At 59.4% G+C, this 18160-nt stretch carries 12 protein-coding genes and 8 pseudogenes; 7 read left to right on the forward strand and 13 right to left on the reverse strand.

Translation table 11 applies throughout. The annotated features are described in order from the left end of the window. Window positions 1-41: 41 nt before the first annotated feature. The 9 genes and pseudogenes from EJ066_RS12925 to EJ066_RS12970 all read right to left on the reverse strand — a co-directional run bounded on the left by EJ066_RS12925 (window position 42) and on the right by EJ066_RS12970 (window position 9821). Window positions 42-2099 carry an ABC transporter ATP-binding protein gene (locus tag EJ066_RS12925; RefSeq protein ID WP_126038305.1) on the reverse strand — a complete coding sequence of 686 codons (2058 nt, stop codon included), beginning with the start codon at window positions 2097-2099 and terminating at the stop codon, window positions 42-44. After that, complete coding sequence (locus tag EJ066_RS12930; protein ID WP_126038308.1) at window positions 2092-2970, reverse strand: ABC transporter permease; 879 nt, start codon at window positions 2968-2970, stop codon at window positions 2092-2094. The genes EJ066_RS12925 and EJ066_RS12930 overlap by 8 nt, the downstream gene beginning before the upstream one ends. Then, complete coding sequence (locus EJ066_RS12935; protein ID WP_245455135.1) at window positions 2967-3857, reverse strand: ABC transporter permease; 891 nt, start codon at window positions 3855-3857, stop codon at window positions 2967-2969. Before EJ066_RS12935 ends, EJ066_RS12930 begins: the two co-directional genes overlap by 4 nt. A gap of 131 nt (window positions 3858-3988) precedes the next feature. Continuing rightward, window positions 3989-5653 carry an ABC transporter substrate-binding protein gene (locus tag EJ066_RS12940; RefSeq protein WP_126038314.1) on the reverse strand — a complete coding sequence of 555 codons (1665 nt, stop codon included), beginning with the start codon at window positions 5651-5653 and terminating at the stop codon, window positions 3989-3991. A 670-nt stretch (window positions 5654-6323) separates the two neighbouring features. After that, window positions 6324-6797, reverse strand: coding sequence for an Lrp/AsnC family transcriptional regulator (locus EJ066_RS12945; RefSeq protein ID WP_126038317.1), 474 nt, complete (start codon window positions 6795-6797; stop codon window positions 6324-6326). 372 nt (window positions 6798-7169) lie between these two features. After that, window positions 7170-7587: pseudogene (gene nadA, locus EJ066_RS12955) on the reverse strand (quinolinate synthase NadA); the annotation flags it as partial. A 110-nt stretch (window positions 7588-7697) separates the two neighbouring features. After that, window positions 7698-8360 carry a hypothetical protein gene (locus EJ066_RS12960; RefSeq protein WP_210211057.1) on the reverse strand — a complete coding sequence of 221 codons (663 nt, stop codon included), beginning with the start codon at window positions 8358-8360 and terminating at the stop codon, window positions 7698-7700. Between the two features lie 366 nt (window positions 8361-8726). Beyond that, window positions 8727-9446: a hypothetical protein gene (locus EJ066_RS12965; RefSeq protein ID WP_126038326.1), complete on the reverse strand. Its 720-nt coding sequence runs from the start codon at window positions 9444-9446 to the stop codon at window positions 8727-8729. 153 nt (window positions 9447-9599) lie between these two features. Then, window positions 9600-9821 carry an aminotransferase class I/II-fold pyridoxal phosphate-dependent enzyme gene (locus EJ066_RS12970; RefSeq protein ID WP_126038330.1) on the reverse strand — a complete coding sequence of 74 codons (222 nt, stop codon included), beginning with the start codon at window positions 9819-9821 and terminating at the stop codon, window positions 9600-9602. A gap of 19 nt (window positions 9822-9840) precedes the next feature. On the opposite strand from EJ066_RS12970, the pseudogene EJ066_RS12975 reads away from it, so the two are divergent. Continuing rightward, a pseudogene (locus EJ066_RS12975) lies at window positions 9841-10943 on the forward strand (acyl-CoA dehydrogenase family protein); the annotation flags it as partial. Here the strand turns inward: EJ066_RS12975 and EJ066_RS31875 are convergent. Continuing rightward, complete coding sequence (locus tag EJ066_RS31875; protein ID WP_245455136.1) at window positions 10909-11187, reverse strand: hypothetical protein; 279 nt, start codon at window positions 11185-11187, stop codon at window positions 10909-10911. The pseudogene EJ066_RS12975 and the gene EJ066_RS31875 sit on opposite strands and share 35 nt — an antisense overlap. A 149-nt stretch (window positions 11188-11336) precedes the next feature. Here EJ066_RS31875 and EJ066_RS31880 point away from each other — a divergent pair, with 149 nt between their 5' ends. Continuing rightward, window positions 11337-11552 (forward strand): hypothetical protein, encoded by a 216-nt coding sequence (locus EJ066_RS31880; protein WP_245455137.1) that lies wholly within the window; start codon window positions 11337-11339, stop codon window positions 11550-11552. A 151-nt stretch (window positions 11553-11703) separates the two neighbouring features. Then, a pseudogene (locus EJ066_RS31330) lies at window positions 11704-11847 on the forward strand (ISAs1 family transposase); the annotation flags it as partial. Window positions 11848-11862: 15 nt separating this feature from the next. On the opposite strand, the pseudogene EJ066_RS31335 reads toward EJ066_RS31330, so the two are convergent. Continuing rightward, window positions 11863-12578: pseudogene (locus tag EJ066_RS31335) on the reverse strand (helix-turn-helix domain-containing protein); the annotation flags it as partial. Window positions 12579-13137: 559 nt separating this feature from the next. On the opposite strand from EJ066_RS31335, the pseudogene EJ066_RS31885 reads away from it, so the two are divergent. The 3 genes and pseudogenes from EJ066_RS31885 to EJ066_RS31890 form a co-directional block, all read left to right on the forward strand. Beyond that, window positions 13138-13334 (forward strand): annotated as a pseudogene (locus EJ066_RS31885) (hypothetical protein); the annotation flags it as partial. A gap of 405 nt (window positions 13335-13739) precedes the next feature. Further along, window positions 13740-15083: an MATE family efflux transporter gene (locus EJ066_RS13000; RefSeq protein ID WP_245455138.1), complete on the forward strand. Its 1344-nt coding sequence runs from the start codon at window positions 13740-13742 to the stop codon at window positions 15081-15083. A gap of 162 nt (window positions 15084-15245) precedes the next feature. Continuing rightward, a pseudogene (locus EJ066_RS31890) lies at window positions 15246-15383 on the forward strand (IS110 family transposase); the annotation flags it as partial. Window positions 15384-15394: 11 nt separating this feature from the next. On the opposite strand, the pseudogene EJ066_RS13010 reads toward EJ066_RS31890, so the two are convergent. Continuing rightward, window positions 15395-15799: pseudogene (locus tag EJ066_RS13010) on the reverse strand (transposase); the annotation flags it as partial. Between the two features lie 150 nt (window positions 15800-15949). On the opposite strand from EJ066_RS13010, the pseudogene EJ066_RS13015 reads away from it, so the two are divergent. Further along, window positions 15950-16157, forward strand: a pseudogene (locus EJ066_RS13015) (IS66 family transposase zinc-finger binding domain-containing protein); the annotation flags it as partial. A gap of 383 nt (window positions 16158-16540) precedes the next feature. Here the strand turns inward: EJ066_RS13015 and EJ066_RS13020 are convergent. Further along, on the reverse strand, window positions 16541-17302 hold the full coding sequence (locus EJ066_RS13020) for a class I SAM-dependent methyltransferase (RefSeq protein ID WP_126038346.1): 762 nt from the start codon (window positions 17300-17302) through the stop codon (window positions 16541-16543). Window positions 17303-18160 lie beyond the last annotated feature (858 nt).

The following is an 18160-nucleotide window of genomic DNA, read 5'->3' on the forward strand; positions in this document are numbered from 1 at the left end:
ATCGAGCCCAGATAGATTTTTGGCATCGTTTTCTTTCGGTTCTAGGCTGTCGACCTTTCCACTCGTCTTCTTTGCAATGATGACTCCCGGGCCTCACTTTTTAGGCTTTGCAGCTCCATTAGCTCGATATAAGGGATATGACAGCGGATGGTGTGTCCGGGTTCAGACTCGGAAAGCTCCGGCTCCAGCGTCTCGCAGATGGCGCCGATCTTGCGCGGGCAGCGCGTGTGGAAGACGCAGCCCGTCGGCGGATTAGCGGCGCTCGGGGTCTCTCCGTCGAGGCGGATGCGCGAGCTCTTTGACCGGTCGAGCTCGGGCACGGCTGACAGCAGCGCCTCGGTGTAGGGATGGTGGGGGCCGGAAAACACCGGTTCCGATGGCCCGAACTCCATGATGCGGCCGAGATAGAGCACGGCGATCTTGTCAGAGAGGTAACGCACCACGCCAAGGTCATGCGAGATGAAGATGTAGCTGACATCTTCTTTCGACTGCAGGTCGGCGAGCAGGTTGAGGATCGCCGCCTGCACGGAAACATCCAGCGCAGAGGTCGGCTCATCGCACACCACGATACGCGGATCGCCGGCGAAGGCGCGGGCAATGGCAACGCGCTGCTTCAGGCCACCTGAAAGCTGGCGCGGCTTAACGGCGAGATGCCGCTCGGTGAGTCGCACCGAGCGGACCAGGTCGTTGAGGCGGGCCTCCAGCGCCTTGCCGGAGAGACCGGCCAGCCGCTTCAGCGCCCGGCCGATGAGATGCCGGATCGAATGCGAGCGGTTGAGCGCCGAGTCCGGATTCTGGAAGACGATCTGCATCGCCTTGATCTGGTCGTCGCTGCGGTTCTCCAGGCGAGGCGCCAGCGCCCTGCCCTCGAGTTCGATGGTGCCGCCGTCATCGGGCGGCACCAGGCCAAGCAGCAGCCTAGCGAAGGTTGTCTTGCCGCTGCCGGACTCGCCGACCAGCCCAAGCGTCTCGCCGGGTCGCAGGTCAAGCGAAACATCCTTGACGGCGCGCAAGGGATGGCCAGGGTTGCCATAGGTTTTGTTCAGTCCCGCGACTCGCAGCACCGGTGCCCCCGCCGGCTTTGGTGCAGGCGCCACATCGCTGGGTGTGGCACGCGGCAGGGCTTGCGCCTTGTGATGATGGAAGCAACGCGACAGCCGGCCGCCCAGATCATAGAGCGGCGGCAGTTCGGTGCGGCAGCGGTCGTCAGCAAGCGCACAGCGATCGGCGAAGGCACAGCCCTTGATGGCCACGCCAATGCCGGGGAGGAAACCCGGAATGGTGTCGAGGCGGCCCTGGTCCTTGCGCTGGCCGCCACGGGGCAGACAGCGTAGCAGCGCCACCGTGTAGGGATGGCGCGGATCGTTGAAGACGTCCTTGGTCGAGCCTTCCTCGACCAGCATTCCGGCATAGAGCACGCCGACCCGGTCGCACATGTTGGAGACGACGGCGAGGTTGTGGCTGATGAATAGGATCGAGGCTGACAGCTCACGCCGCAATTGCTCGATCAGGTCGAGGACCTCGGCTTCCACCGTCGCATCGAGGCCGGTGGTCGGCTCGTCGAGGATCAGCATCGAGGGGTCGTTGGCCAGCGCCATGGCGATCGCCACGCGCTGCTGCATGCCGCCGGAAAGCTGGTGCGGATAGCGCTGCATGACGCTGGCCGGATCGGAGATGCGCACCCGGTTCAGCATGGCGATTGCCTTGTCGCTTGCCGCCTGTCCGGTGATGCCGGCGAGTTCGAAGATCTCGGTCAACTGCCGGTCGATGCGGAGCGACGGGTTCAGCGCCTTGCCGGGGTCCTGATAGACCATCGACACGCTGTCTGCGCGGGCACGCCGCAGCGCCTCGCTGTCAAGCTTCATCACGTCCTTGCCGTCGAGCGCGATCGAGCCGCCGGTGATCGAGCCGTTGCGCGGCAGATAGCGCACCACCGACAGCGCCACGGTCGACTTGCCGCAGCCGGATTCACCGACCAGCCCATAGGCTTCGCCGGTCTTGATGGTCAGGTTGACGTTGCGCAGCACCGCGCGGTTGCGTCCGGCGACGCGATAGGCGACCGAAAGGTCCTTCAGTTCGAGCGCGTTCCTCTCAGTCATTAAACGCCCCCTGGACGCCATCGGTCACCAGATTGACGCCGATCACCAGCGAGGCGATGGCGAGCGCGTCGAACAGCACCGTCCACCAGAAGCCGCCACTGATCATGCCGTAATTGCTGGAGATCGAGAGCCCCCAGTCGGGTGAGGGCGGCTGGATGCCAAAACCCAGGAAGGAGAGCGTGGCGACCGCGAAGATGGCATAACCCAGCCGCACGGTGGTCTCGACCAGGATTGGTGGAATGACGTTGGGCAGGATCTCGACGAACATCGTATACAGCGCGCGCTCGTGCCGAAGCTCGGCGGCGGCGACATAGTCGAGTTCGCGCTCGGTCAGCACCGCCGAGCGCACGGTGCGGGCAATGATGGGCGCGAAGCTCAGCCCAATGACGACGATGACGGTGGTCTTGGAGGTACCAAGCGCGACGATGGCGAGCAGCGCCACGATGACACCCGGGATGGCCATGAAGGCTTCGAGGATGCGGCTGACGACATCGTCGACGATGCCGCGGAAGTAGCCGGTGAGCAGACCCAGTGCCGTGCCGGCCACGGTCGCAAACAGTGTCGCCAGCGGGGCGACGGTCAGGATATCGCGCGAGCCGACGATGACGCGCGAGAAGACATCGCGGCCGATTTGGTCGGTGCCGAACCAGTGTTCGCGCGAGGGGGGTGCCAGCGCATCGATGATGTCGTCGGCGAGTGGGTCGTAAGGCACGAAGCGCTCGCCGAACAGCGCACAGGCGACCCAGAACAGCACGATGGCAAGACCGACGAGGAAGGTTCGCGAGCGTAGTAGGGAGTAAAAGACATCCGCCAGGGGACTGCGCCGGCGCATGTCGTCTTGTGCGGGAGAGGTGGTCTGGACGGCGCTCATTGCTCTGCTCCCAGCCGGATACGCGGATTGAGTACGGAATAGAGGAAGTCAGCGGCAAGCGTCGCCACGGCATAGACGATGCCGATGGTGAGGATGCCGGCCTCCAGCATCGGGAAATCCTTGCCGCGCGCGGCGGTGAAGATAAGCGAGCCGATGCCCTGGTAGCGGAACAGCGTTTCGATCACGACCAGGCCGCCGATGAGGTAGCCGGTCTGTGTGGCGATGACGGTGATGGTCGGCAGCAGCGCATTGCGCAGCACATGTCGCCAGATCACCGTGCGCCACGTCAGGCCCTTGAGCACGGCCGTCCTTGTATAGTCGGAATCGAGCGCCTCGATCATGCCGGACCGCGCCATGCGGGCGATGTAGCCGAACAGCACCAGGAATAGCGGCAGCGACGGCAGGATCAGATAGTAGATCTGGGTGAGGAATCCCGCGCCTTTTGGCCATGCCGCCGCGATCGGCAGCCACCTCAGCCAGACGCCGAAGATCAGGATCAGGATGATGCCGGTGACGAATTCCGGCAGTACCGTCACCGACAGCCCGCCCAGGCTGATGATGCGGTCGAGCGGCCGGTTGAGGTTGAGCGCGGCGACAACGCCGCCGAGGATGCCGATCGGCACCACCAGCACGAAGGCGATCAGCGCCAGTTTCATCGAATTGCCGAGGGCGTCGACAACGAAGGGTGCCACCGGCGCACGGAAGACGTAGGACGTGCCCATGTCGCCGTGCAGGAAATTCCAGATCCAGCTTCCGTACTGGACGAGCAGCGGCCGGTCGACGCCAAGCGAATGGTTAAGTGCATCGACCGCGCGCTGGTCGGCGAACGGCCCCAATATGGCGCGCCCGACATTGCCGGGCAGCACCTGGCCGCCTAGGAACACCATGATGCTAAGCAGGAACAGCGTGACGAGCGATAGCGAGACACGCCGGGCAAAGAAGGAGAGAATGGCTATGACTCCTTATGGAGCCAACCCCACGTGGGGGGCTGGCTATTAGACGATTGGCTTTCGCTCGCTTAGGCCTTCGATGCTTTTTCGAGGAACAGCTGCCCCATGGCGGTCGGCTGCACGCCGGTCACGCCTTTCGCCGTCGCCGTGAGGTAATCGGAGAAATAGCCGAAGATGATAGGTGTTTCCTCGAGCAGCAGCTTCTGGATCTTGCCGGCCGCAGCCTTCTGCGCCTCAAGGTCAAGCGCCGCGATGTAGCTGTCCGCCAGCGTGTCGTAGTCCTTGTTCTTGAAGTGCGCCGCGTTCCAGGTGCCGTCGCTCTTCAGGGGTGCTGCAAGGAACACGTTCGGCACACCGCGGTGACCATAGCCGGTGACGCCCATCACCGAATCCAGCCAGTTCGATTTGCCGAACACTGCGTCTCCGTAATAGGGACCTGAGTCGAGGATGTTGAGGTCCAGCTCGATGCCGATTTCCTTAACCCAGTTCTGGATGAGCTGGGCGTATGCCGGGATTTCGCCATAGCGCTCGGTGGTCAGCGTCACCTTGAAGCCCTTGCCGGCACCTGCAGCTACCATGAGCTGCTTGGCCTGCGCGATGTCCTGCTTGCGCTGCGGCACGCTCGTATTGGTTGACGGATAGACGGGAGCGAACGGACTGTCGTTGCCCAGCGTGGCGCGCCCCTTCAGCAGGCCGGCAACCACCTTGTCGCGATCGATTGAGAGTGCAATCGCGCGGCGCACGCGCGGGTCTTTGAAAGGGTCGGAGTCGCAGCGCATGTGCACTTGCCGATTCAAAGACGACTTCAGGCCAATGATATCTACGTTCGGATCTTTGAGCAGGCCGACGCCACCGAGCGCCGTCACCTGGTTGATGATGTCGACCTGGCCGCCCTGCAGCGCCAGGATCTGCGGCTGGATGTCGTCGAAGAAAGTGAACTCCGTGCGATCAGGCAACGCCTTCGCCCCCCAGTAGTCCTCGTTGCGAACGAAGGAAGCGCCGACCTTGGGCGTGTAGTTGTCCAGCTTGAACGGCCCGGTGCCGTCGAAGCTCTTTTCGTAGTCGCCCTTGTAGCTGGCAGGCAGAATGATGGCGTTGTAATTGTCCGACGCCACCATGTAGGGGAAGTTGCCGTTCGGCGCATCGAGGTGGAACTCAACGGTGTAGTCGTCGACTTTCCTGGTCGCGCCCTTCTGCAGGATACCCTTGAAGACGGACAGTGCATTGGACGAGCCGGCCGGGTCGGCGAGCCGATCGAAGCTGGCAACCACGTCATCGGCCTTCATCTCGCCGCCGCTGTGAAATTCGACGCCCTTTCGAAGCTTGAAGGTCCATACCGTAGCTTTGTGGTTCGGTTTCCAACTCTCGGCTAGCGAAGGCCGCAGTACCAAGTCGGGGCCGTCGAGACAGAGATATTCTCCAACCTGCTGCAGCATTAAATAGCCACCATTATCGGCGATGGTGACGGGGTCTATGGCTCCTGTCGGCACGACGCAGGCAACGCGAATGGTGGCGCCGGGGGCGCCTTGGGCGCGGGCGCGCGACGGCATGGCGCCGAGGCCAGCTGCCATGCCTATGCCGCCAAGCAGCGGCAGCGACAGACCGAGCAGACTGCCGTGGCGCATGAATTCGCGGCGACTGATGCGGCCGTCGACCAGCCCGTCGATAAGATGGTTTTCGAGCGGCGTGCGGTTGCGCCTCATGAGATCGAGAATGCGGTAGTTCGTTTTCACGTGTTAGTCCTCCCCTAACATACGATATATTTCAGCCCACCACCTTTGGGGCGGGCGACCCAAGTGTGAACTCTAGGCTTCGGCCTTTGTGGCCCGCATCGTCCCTGATTGCCACGAGCACGACCAGATTTTCTGACTTGTACTCGTTGTAAGCTTTCGACGCGCGTCGGACAGGTTATTTTTTCACGGCTCCTGCCCAGCGGGTTACTCCTTGGACAATAAGGCAAGGCGCTATGGAAGTGTTACTGACTTGCTCCCATTTCACGAAAACATTTGCTGTGAGAGGCCTTGCTTCCGAAATTTTCCAGCCCAATTGGGGAACGCCGTTATCAGCTTAACTCGCATTCAGGAATTTGCGGCATAGACCGATGTCATGAACACCGCAACCGTCAGCTACCAGGGATCGTGGTTTCGAGGATGCAATCCGCCGGTGGGCATCAAGTTCGGTCCGGATTACGCTCGCCGGAGTGCACGGCCTGCCTGAAAAGCGCGGTGTCAGCCTCACTCGGCCATCTCAGTCGCCCACGGCGGAAAATCCGACGGCAGAGTCGCGAGAATCTCCCGAGCCGACCACTCCCGAGACATTCTTGGATTCCTGTAGATATTGACCTGGCCGGTCGTTCCCATCAGTCAGGTGGACCAATTGCTCGGTCAAACTGCAGCACACTGATTATATCAAACTGCGCAGATGGATAGCCCGATCCTCTTTGGCAACCCGACTCACTATGTCGGTGAAATACCTTTCAACACCAAATTCAGGAGTTAGAAATCTCTCTACGATCTCAGTATAACGTTCAATGGAGGATACAACAAATTTCATGTGGTAGTCAAACTGACCCATTACTTCGTAACACTCGACAACTTCTGGAATGACGCACATATTGCGTTCGAAGAAATCCAAGGCATCTCTATGATGCTTCGAGAGGGCTACATTAGCTAAAACAATCTGGACACTTTGTAACTTTTCAATCGCTATTTCCGCAATGTAACGACGGATAATACCATCTTTTTCGAGCTTTTTGACTCTCTGCCAACACGGCGACACAGAAATTCCGACCCTGTCGGCGAGGATCTTGATTGGGAGGCGGCCGTTTTCTTGGAGCACATCAAGAATCCGGTAATCCATGCGGTCTAGCTTGTTCATATCACTTACTCTACATACGATAGTTCACGCAGCGCTGGCTCGGTGGCCGGCAGAGGATGCCGCAGCAATGCGTCGCCACGGGCAAATGCTACCCTGCCACATTTGCCGAATTGACACAGCCCCTGTTTCTGTCAGGCGATGTGAGGACGGCAAACTGACAGTTCTTCCGTTCAAGACACTGTGTCCCGCCGAAAATTTCGCAGATCAACATCGAGCCAGGCTCGGCCTTGCCAGCAAGCCACCGATTGACCAAGGCTGATATCTACGCCGGATTTGGGAAACGTGGGATAGCTCGTGAGCCTTTGGCACGGGCGCGGATCGCATTGTCGCTCACCGCCAGCCGGCGCGGTGGAACGCACGGCGCAAGAAGGCACGTGGCACGCCGAGAGATCCCACCACTGTCCAATGCCCGAGGTGTGATAGATATCGGGCTCGGCCTTCACGGCCGCAGACGTGTGACATAGGTGACTATCGGCCGTTTGGGATGCGCTGGCGCATCCGACGCACGTCCTCAGCAGTGATGAAGTCCGCCAGCGAACAGCCTGCGTGCAAGTCGGGATGAGCTGTTTCGGGCGTGAAATGCGCGAGCGCAATGACGTCCGCTTTAGTCGGCATCGCCTTGCGGCCAAGCGCCAGACTGTTCCCCACGATGTCGGCGAAGCAGTGGAAGATCTCCGGTGTCTGATAGTATGCGCCAGGATGACGGCGTTGCGCCGTTGCTTAAGGTCGAGGATGGCCTCCACATCCCCGGCAAATATCGACCATCCGATCTCGAAATGACGTTTCGCACCCGGTCGTAAAGCGCAGCCGACGTGCAGAGGTTATCGGCATTGCCAACATATGCTCACCTTGAGCAATAAAGGATGTCATGCGCGGTCGAAGGCGGACCGGCTATGTTGTTCAAGTCTTGCGAGCCGGAATATAGCCGACCGCAGCCGCGGCTGAGCCAAAACTCTCGCCCGCACGAATACGCTCTTCCACTTGCGCATCAATAGCTATTATTCTCTCTGCTTTCATCAAAATCTCCTCCCCATGGGCACGCGGTACGACGATAATCCCCGTGTCATCACCGATCACAAGATCTCCTTGTGATACAGAAATTCCCCCGATCGTGATGTCACAATCAATTGGAAGAAGCTTCACCCGGGTTTTCCCCGTGGTAGGTGCAACCCACCGGCTTGGAAGCCACAGTCTCGTTTCCCGAATTTCATCCAAATCCCGGCAGGCGCCGTCAATCACGACAGCCGTGGCCTGTCGATTTTTTGCCACGAGGGCAGCAAGACCGCCCATTGTAGAAATGGGCGAACCGCTCATATCCACCATCAACACCTTGCCAGGCCCTGTCGCTTCAATCAGCTGGCCGACCGCGAACTCGGCTTTCTCAAAATCGCCTAACCTGCCTGTCAATTCGCGCGCGGTGACCGCGAAACCGATCATACGGCCGCTGCCGCTCTGTCGCGCGATGCCTTGAACAGTCCCCTTGATGCCGCGTTCGTCCAATGCGTCCGACCATGTGCTGACCCCAATCACCGCACCCCGGTCCAGGATCTCGTTCTCGCTCATTGCCACTTGGCTGCTCCTGCTTTCATTGAATTGTTCCGATGTCGACGGCCATCGAGCCCACAGTATCGGCCGATGTTCCGGCATTTGCCAAAGTGTCCGCGACGGCCATCAGTCCTTTGGTGTGCGGAATCTAATTGAAAGACTTGGAAATCTATCTCCCGTGCGCGTTTTTCGAAGGTGTCACCATGCTTGTTACCGGATCGTCACACGCGAATTGAAATGAACGATCACGGCACTTGACGGCGGCCGCAACAAACTTGTCGGCGACGGAAATGCATTGCTTAAAGTCGCAGGCATAATCGACGTCCGGATCTTGATAGTCTCGCCGTCGATCCCCGGGTCGCCTCAATGTCCAATGCCGCCTGCTCAGCACCTTCCTGGAGCTGAGTCCCGAATGCGGCCTGTCCTCGATTCGGCGAGACCGATCATGACATCGGCCCAGGCGGCCGAGCACGCGAAGGGGCAGCAAGCGTTGTTGCGGCCGAAAGAATGCCATTCGTTCCGCCTGCTTCCATTTTTGATTGGTGCACTTGTCGTCGTCTTTCGTGCTGCCATCCTCGTCCATCGAGCAAAAGGGCAAGCGCAAGAACGTCGCTGATGGTTTGCTGGCGAAAAAGCCATCGCCATCTGCGATGTCGACCCCACATCGCTGGCCTGCTTGCGCAGTTCAGCAGCATCGATGGGGCGCGCCAGTGTCACGCCGACAAAGAAGCCGCCTTCGGGCCGCACATAGCGATGGCCAGCCATGAACTCGTCCAGTGCCGATGCCATCGCCTCCAGACGCGGTGCATAGAGGCGCCTCAGCGAAGCAACCTGATCGCCTAGCGGCCCACGGCGGAGCCATTCGCCAGCCACCGAAAGCGCGAAGTTGCCAGGCGTCACATAGGTGCTCTCGCCCAGCTTGGCCGCCGCACTGATGGTGTCCGGAGGTGCAATAAGATAGGCGTCGCGAAGACCGGCGCGATCACCTTGGAGAAAGAATTGAGCTGAACCGTCACGTCGCGTCCGAGTTCGGCGATCGACGGTATCTGCGCGCCCTTGTAGCGAAGAAGGCGGTAGGGCTGTCTTCGACAATGCGGAAATCATGGGTCCTCGCCAGATCGACAAGATGCTGGCGCTTGGCGGCCGACCATGTGGTGCCGGTGGGATTTTGAAAGTCCGGAACTGTATACATGAAGACGGGCTCGCGCCGCGCCGCGACGTTCAACGGCTCAAGCGTCTGTCCGTCCGCTTCCCTCGCTAAATGGCGACGACATTTGCGCCGTAGTGGCGCAGCAGGTGGACCATTCGATCGTAGCAAGGCTCCTCGATGAGCACGGTTTCGCCGGGCTTCAGCCAAACGCGACACAAAATGTCGAACAGAGCGACAGAACCGTCAGCAGCCATCACGTTGGCAATGTCCACACCATGATAGTCGGCGAGCCATTCCCGCAGCGGCAGTGGGCCCGACCGCGGGCCCATACTGGTAGGCGACAACCTGCCCAACGCTCAGGGCTGGCACCTCAGGGACGATTTAGTTCCGGACGAGATCCTCACTCAGATGGCGCAGCTCGGCGTCTTCGGCATCTATATCGATCCCGCATTCGGCGGATTGGGCCTTGGTAAACTTGCCATGTGTGTTGTGACCGAAGAGCTGAGCCAAGCCTGGATTGCCACCGGCTCGCTCGGCACACGCTCGGAAATTGCCGGCGAGCTGATTGCATCCGCAGGAACGCCCGAGCAGAAGCAGCGCTGGCTTTCCAGCATCGCCTCGGGAAAAATCTTGCCGACCGCGGTGTTCACGGAGCCGGACACCGGATCTGATCTGGCGAGTCTGAAGACCAGGGCGGTCAAAACACCCGACGGCGGCCGATCATCCAAGGCAACAAGACGTGGATAACGCACGCTTCGCGCAGTGACTGGTGACAGTGCTGGCCCGCACCAATCCCGCCTCGGCGGGTCATGATGGACTTTCCATGCTGGTTGTTGAAAAGCCACTCGGCACCTGGGACGAGCCTTTTCCGTCTTCTGGCATGAGTGGAGGTGAGATCGAGGTCCTCGGCTATCGGGGGATGCGCGAATATGACATCGCTTTTGACGGCTTCGTCATCCCGCCCGGCGGCCTGCTTGGTGAGGTGGAAGGTCAAGGCTTCCGCCAATTGATGCGAACCTTCGAGGGCGCGCGCATCGAGACCGCTGCCCGCGCCGTTGGGGTTGCGCGTCGCGCGTTCGAGTTGGGGTTGCGCTATGCGCTGGAGCGCAGGCAATTCGGCCGATCGATCGTCGCCTTCCCACGGGTCCACGACAAACTCTCTATGATGATCACCGAGACGGTGATGCCCGCGAGATGACCTATTTCGCCGCCCGCCAAAGGATTTAGGCACACGCTGCGACATTGAGGCCGGTATGGCAAAGCTGCTCGCCGCGCGCGTTGCCTGGTCGAACGCCGACACCGCGCTCCAAATCCACGGCGGTAATGGCTACGCTCTGGAATACGAGATCTCGCGGATCCTCTGCGACGCCCGAATCCTGAACATCTTTGAAGGCGCGGCCGAGATCCAAGCCCACGTCATCGCCCGCAGGGCAAGCCTGCGACGACTATGACGACATCGTTCTGTGGGGGAACAGGCATCTCGACTTCCTGCGGCGTCTGCAGCCCTACCATTTCGGCATTCCCTGCGCGGATTGGCTGAGGGTGGTGATGAACCGGATCGGGCCGGACCTGTTCGCCTCCTGCTTTCTGGCCTTCGTCGGCGAGCGTCTGCCCGAAGCGGTCGGTCAGATCGCCATTGATGGCAAGACCTCGCGCCGCAGCCACGATCGCGGGCGTGGACAGGCGGCGCTGCACCTCGTCTCGGCTTATGCGACAACCCACAGCCTCGTGCTGGGGCAATTGGCGGTGGCCGACAAATCCAATGAGATCACCGCCATTCCCTTGCTGCTGCAGGAACTGGCCGCGTCCGGAGCGCTTCGGGCAGTCTCGTTTCCATCGACGCCATGGGTTGCCAATCCAACATCGCCGAGACGATCGTCGATCTCGGCGGCGATTATCTGTTGGCCACCAAGGACAATCAGAAGACCGCCCATGCCGAGATCCAGCTCTATTTCGATGCCGCTCCGGCCATGGGATCGATGCGCTCACTGAGGTCGAGAAGGGCCATGGCCGCATCGAGACGCGCCGCCACCTCGTCTCCCAGCGCGTCGACTGGATGAGCGGCAAGCGGCGCTATCCCGATGAGCCGCGCTCAAGAGCCTCAGCACCATCGCCATGGTCGAGACCCGTATCGAGACGGGCACCGAGGTCAAGGTCGAGCGGCGATGCTAAATCTCCTCTCGCATCCTCACCGCAAAGGCCTTCGCCGAGGCCGCCAGAGCCCATTGGGGCATCGAGAACGGCCTGCATTGGGTTCTCGATGTCCAATTCAAGGAGGACCAATCGCGCCTGCGCCGCGGCCACGGTGCCACAAACATGGCGATGGTCCGCCACCTCGCCCTCAACCTCATCCGAGCCATGCCCGGAAAACGCAGCGATGATCTTATCTGGATCGGCGGTCCAAGTGAAGGGTTTAGGTTGCTGGTTGTGCTCTGCAACGAAGCGGTTGATCGCCGCCTGGAGGTGACGACGGAGTGGAAGACACCGCGCCTGAGACGACGCTTCGACAGTTTTGCGAAGAAGCCCTCGACCGCGTTGAGCCATGAGCATGAGGTCGGTGTTAAGTGGAAGGTGAAGCGCTGATGGCGGCCGAGCCAGGCACGCACCTTGGGTTGCGCAGTTTGTCGACGAACTGCGGATCGTTGGAGAGCTTGAACTGGCGCCAGCGGTTGGGCTGCAGCCCGTGCGCCTTCCAGATGCGGCGCACCGCGCTGGCGCTGATGCCGGCCGCGGCCACCATCATGTCGGCGGTCCAGTGCGTCGTCTCGCCAGGCGGGTCCTGCAACGTCAGTGCCACCACGCGCTCGGCGACTTCAGGTCCGAGTGGGCCAATGCGCGAGGGGCGCGTCTTGTCGCGCAACAGTCCCTCGAAGCCTTCCGCGGCGAAGCGCTCCTGCCAGCGCCACACGCAGGTCTTGGACTTACCAGTTTTGCCGCATGATCTCGACTGTGCCCACGCCGTCGCTGCTCAACAGAATGATCTCGGCGCCCCAAACGTGCTTCTGCGGCGCATTGCGATCTCTGATCAGCGCGCCCAGACGCTGACGGTCAATCGAAGAAACGGTGAGGAATATTCCTGTGCGCATGCGCCAGACTCGCATGCGCACTCACAAAAGAGAATCCCCAGCCGGACTCTTATGTCAGGCATAAACCACTAGGTCGGGCGCGTTGCGAGTGGCCCCAGCATTCCGAAACACGTAAGAAGCCGCCCATTAACGTAAATCTCGCCCATCGTCCAAGAGGCTACAGAGGCACATGCGTCCTCAATGATTTTGGGCGTTATCAACTTAACTCGCGTTCAGGGTTTGCGGCATAGACCGATGTCATGAACACCGCAACCGTTACAACCGCCATTCGTCCCCGGCTGCTACTCAGGGCGTCCAGAGAGGCTGCTTGTTGGTTGGCCCGTCCTTGATCGACAGGTCAGGCACCACGGCCGCTGGCTCCTTCCTCCTCGTACATTGCCGCCTCACGACATCGTCCTGAGCAGAATTCAGTTGCAATAAAAGCTCAAAATAAAATTGCAGGATTTTTATGAATAAAGCTCATCGGCGATGGTACAGTCTTGGCAGAACTCCCGATTTGACACGGCTAAGGAGTGAAGGAACCGCTCTTGTCTCTGGAAGCGAATATAAATGACAACTTATAGTATCCTGCACGGCTCTAGTGCAAAGTACGATAAAAAATGCGCTGGCGGCCAAGCGTCTCGGTCTTTATCCGCAACTGATCCGGCCCTGTACGACTACCTCTCGGGAATTGAGGCAAGCCGTTTCGATAAAGACGATGCCGATGCGCTGATCCGCGAATGTTCGCCGCCACGGATGACCTATGATCTTGCTGGGACTACCATCGATACTAGGACAGGGTTCGGCTGGCCACGACTCTTCCGCATCCGGCAAAACAAGTGCTCGGCTGTTGCCAAATCGCGGCACTCAGCAGCGAGAACTCGGCCGCTTCGCCAACGCTGTGGTAGTGGGATGCAGATAGATCCACGGGCCATGAGCCTTGTAAGAGACTTCGTCAATGGGGGCATCTGCCGGTAGCGCGATCGACCAAAGTACCTCGCCCGGCCATCTCTTCGAGACCGGCAGTCCGATGTTACAGGCGAAATAACAGGGACGCAAAAAGTGTCACAGACCCGTCAAACTCGCGTCCCTTAGACATCTCAATCTCCCAAGTTTGGCCTGGGGCTGCGTGCCATGCCACTGGCAGACAAGAGGTCGCAGCAGATCCAGTAGGAGACGACCGTGCAAGGAAAAGCGCCGCCTGTCGGCTCCAGGCCATTCCAGGTCACCAACCGGCAGGTCCTGACGATCGCTATTCCCATGGCGCTCGCCTGCCTCACTACCCCGATGATCGGCTTCATCGACACGATTGTCGTCGGCCAATTCGGCGATGCACGGCTGATTGGAGGTCTTGCGGCCGGAGGCGTGGTTTTCGATATCATCTTAACGAGTTTTAGTTTCCTGCTCTCCGGTACGACCGGATTAGTCGCCCAAGCTTTGGGCAGGGGCGACGCTCTGGAAGCAAGGGCAGTCCTTTGGCGGGCAATTGTCATCGCCGCGGGTTCAGGGTTGGCATTGGGCCTGCTCGCCCCGCTCATTGCGGTGATCGGCGAATGGTTCATGAACGCGGACCAGCCCGTGACCACCACGATGGGCCTATACATCCGCATCCGCCTAATCTCGGCGCCTGCCTCTCTTATCAACTATGCGATTCTCGGATACTTTCTGGGCTGCGGCAATGCAGCCATCGGACTTATCCTGCAGCTTCTCCTCAGCGGGGTGAGTACCGCGTCATCCATCTTCCTGGGTCTTTACCTCGGGTGGGGCGTTGCAGGCGTCGCCTGGGGAACTGTGTGTGGAGAGGCCGCCGCCGCGATGGCCGGCATCACCATCCTCTTTGGGCGCTTCCGCGCGATGCCAAAAATGGCGCGGCCGCACACGTTCAAGATGGGGGCAATGAGGCAATTGCTTCGCCTCAACGGCGACATGATGATCCGTTCCTTTGTGCTATCGGGAGCATACGTCCTGTTCGCGCGGCAGGGCGCCCAATTTGGCACGTTGACCTTGGCCGCCAACGCGGTGCTGATGCACTTTTTCCTGGTTGCGTGTTATTTCCTCGAGGGGTTCGCAGCGGCCGCCCAGCAACTCGCCGGTCGGGCTTTTGGAGCCCGTGATCAGCGGGCGTTCTTGCGCACCGTCAAGCTGACAACCGGCTGGGGATTCGCACTCGCTAGCCTTCCCTGCGTCTTAGCCTTCACATTCGGCGAACAGTTACTGGGCACGATAACGAAGTCACCGGATGTGTATGCGGAGGCAGTTATTTATCTTCCTTGGGCTGCCTTCGGGAGCTTGAGCGGCGCGCTGGCCATGCAGATGAACGCCATCTTCATCGGCGCCACCTGGTCGCGCGACATACGCAACATGATGCTCATATCTTTCGCCGCCTTTATCGCCGCTTCGCTCGCGTTCAGGCCGGTCTTCGGCAACCACGGACTCTGGGCTGCTCTTCACATTTTTCTGATTGTGCGTGGCGTAAGCTTACTATCGGTTATACGTCGCCGTGTCCGCTCTGCGTTCGCAGGATGATTGTCGATCGGCTACTTAGCAATGTCAGAGCTCGGTTGCAGGAGCTGGGCCGCATGGGAGGGCACTGCATTTTCGGGCGCGCGAGCTGTCGGCATGATGTGCGGCTGATGCCGCTGGCCTATGTGAAACCTTACGTCCAGAAGAATGATGCTGCGGACGCAGAAGCGCTTCGTGCCGAAGGCGGGCAATCCGAGATTGCGCACGACGTTGATCCAATTGGCCTGGCTGTTGTTGCGGCGCCAGCGGAATTCGGCATTGGCGGTGGCGCGCAAGCTGCTGGTGGCACTGTGGAAGTATTAAGATCGGTAGTCGCCCAGCCTGGCCGCCGCTGCAAGACTTTCCTGGAGCAGCGCCATCAGCCGCTCTTCCCCCATACGCAGCCGCCAGCGCGTCAGTGAAGTGCGGTCGAAGGGCAAACGGTACTGGAAGAACTCCTCGCCGCAGAACAGCTGGTAGCAGGGATTCTCCAGCCAGCGTTCCCACAGGCTTTCGTCGGACAGCATCGACTTGAGAATGGCCGTCCCGCCATTAGCCGTGTCGGCAAAGGCGGCCGGCCAGGATCGTCGTCATAGACCTCGCCGAGCCGCTCTTCCAGGAAGCGCCAGTCGATCGTCTTGGCCAGCTTCACCAGCGCATGATCCATATTGAGGATGTGATCCGAGCCGGGACCGCAACAGATCCGTCTGGCCGCTCTCGCGCCGTTCCTTCGATCGCATCGCTTCTCTTCCCTCGCTGCTTCGTCAACAAGCGCATCCAATTTGCCGGAAATCGAAGCCTCTAAGCCACGAAATTCGGCAATCTGAAACCTGAAATCAGGGGAAATTGTTAAACAGAATCAAAGCACTCTGAGTTCTTCACGGACGACGATGGAGCTCACCTTTGAAGAACTGGAGAGCACAGCGACGGAAGACGAGATCGCCGCCGAACAGGCCGCGGCCGGACCACCGAGGTGGCGCAAGCTGGGTGAGGAGATCACCGAGACCCTGGAGGTGGTGCGCGGCAATGGAAGGTGATCCAGCACTGCGGGAGAAGTTCACCTGCCGCGACCGCGAGGCGATCAGCCAGGCTCCGGCGTCGTCGGTCATAACCCGCGAGACTTGGTGGAAGGGTTGGCTTCAGCAACCGAATCCTACGTCAAATCAACCGCTTAAAAAACATCCGCCAGCCTCTCCAACACGCTGTCACGCATAAAACGGAGCATGTAACAACTGCGAAAATAACTGTCGCAGTTGCGAACAATTGGCTTTTGCCTCGATCAATCCGACCCACTCCAAGAGGTCCACGATCAGACGTTAGGCGGACAGCGGAGCCGCTTTTCGCTGTACATTCCAAATGAGACAGGCCAAAGATTCAATCGCCGCCATCACGATTAGGCGCGCCTAGCCTTGGCGTAGCACCTGCCTGGATGTCCTTGCCGCCGCAACAGATTTTCCGCATAGTAAGACACGCTACCGGTATTATTTGCGCGCGACAATGACGAGGCGCGGACCATCGGATGTAAACGCTGCGCCTTCCTCCCCATAAGCGTCAACACTTTCGAATCCCGCGCTTCGCAACATGCGAGCGTATTCGGCAAACCCATAGAGTCTGATATAAAGATGCGTTCGTCTAACGCACCCATTACGGACGATGAGCCTGTCGCAATGCCGACGACCGGTTAGCACCTCATTGCTCATCATGTCGATTCTTAGATCGCCCTTTCGCTGCACAACGTAGCAGGTAGGCGCCTCGTGGCTTGGTACAGCGAAACTATTGACGGAATCGATTAGCAGACGCCCGCCTTTTCGAAGTGAAGCAGCGGCTTCACCAAGAACTCTCTCATTGTCCGCGTCACCGAAATAGCCAAATGTGGCGTACCATAGAAAGGCCGCGTCAAACCGATCCCGCCAGGGAAGTGAACGCATGTCGCCTAGAACATACTCGACATCCACCCGGCGTTCAGCCGCATCCGCTACGGCCTCTTTCAGCAAGATCGGCGAGATATCCAATCCGGTTAGCCGCGCTCCTTTTTCCGCCAACCGGTTGGTAATCCGCCCATAACCACATCCGAGTTCAAGAACTGGGCTGCCTTGTACGAGAGAAAGAAGGTTCCAAATTGCGTCTGCTTGCCTGTCACTCGCTTCAGGCGGATTTACGACATCACCAAAATACAAGTAATCTTCATTAAAGTATACATTAGATTCATCCGAGGGCCTACATTTATTTTCTAGGTCGGTCATAAGCGCAGATCTCCACTGTCAATCTCCCGTCACGTGTACATTTAGCATTTAACCGGCGAATCGAAAGTAAAAAGTTGTTATTGTTTTTTTTCGTTTGTTAACTTATCGACTGCTACCAATCAGGAAGCCCGTGATATTTCTGCGGATTGGCTTTTCCAGCTATCAACTTCGCAAGAAACGGCAAGTCGGCGATCTGTTTTCTTGCGACTTCCGATTTGGGTTTTGTTGCGGGCCGAAGCACGATTCACGGCGTCTGTCGCGACAAATCGGAGCCGGCAGATGTCCAGGACTGAACGGAGCGAGGCAGGAAAGCAAGATCTGTTCCGGTTCCGGACGTGTCGTGTAGTCCTTGACCGGTCGGAACGTATGGCAATCCGGGCAAACCCGGCGAAGAAGGGGCATACGTCTCCGCCCATGATTCACGACCACGTTCTGCAGCGCTGCCATGGTCTTCTTTGCTGATGGACTCCTCGAGTCTAACAACCGTGTTTGGCCCCAGAGAAGTTACCGGTCTCTCATGGCCGCTCTTGAATCGCGGCAACCACGTTGCCGTTGTCAGGCGGAAAATCCACTTATCGTTTCTGTCCAGATCCCCCAAGCCAGCTATAAAGTTCCTTCGACATTCGGCGTCCGACCACGATGTGCTGTAACCGGCGATGAAGAGGTCGGCAGTGGTGAGGTTGACTATGACGTCTCTCACATCCGTTTTCCCGGCGATGTGACGCTTCAAGCGATCAGTCGAATGGTTGGCGCCCGTCTTAGTGTTCGACGCGAACGTTCTCTCCGAAAACCTTTTCGTTTTGGAGGCAATCTTCGGCAAACCTTACTTTGCCTGTGGTGCTACTAGATCCAGCCAGA

This window comes from Mesorhizobium sp. M9A.F.Ca.ET.002.03.1.2 (genome assembly GCF_003952365.1).
Taxonomy (GTDB): Bacteria; Pseudomonadota; Alphaproteobacteria; order Rhizobiales; family Rhizobiaceae; genus Mesorhizobium.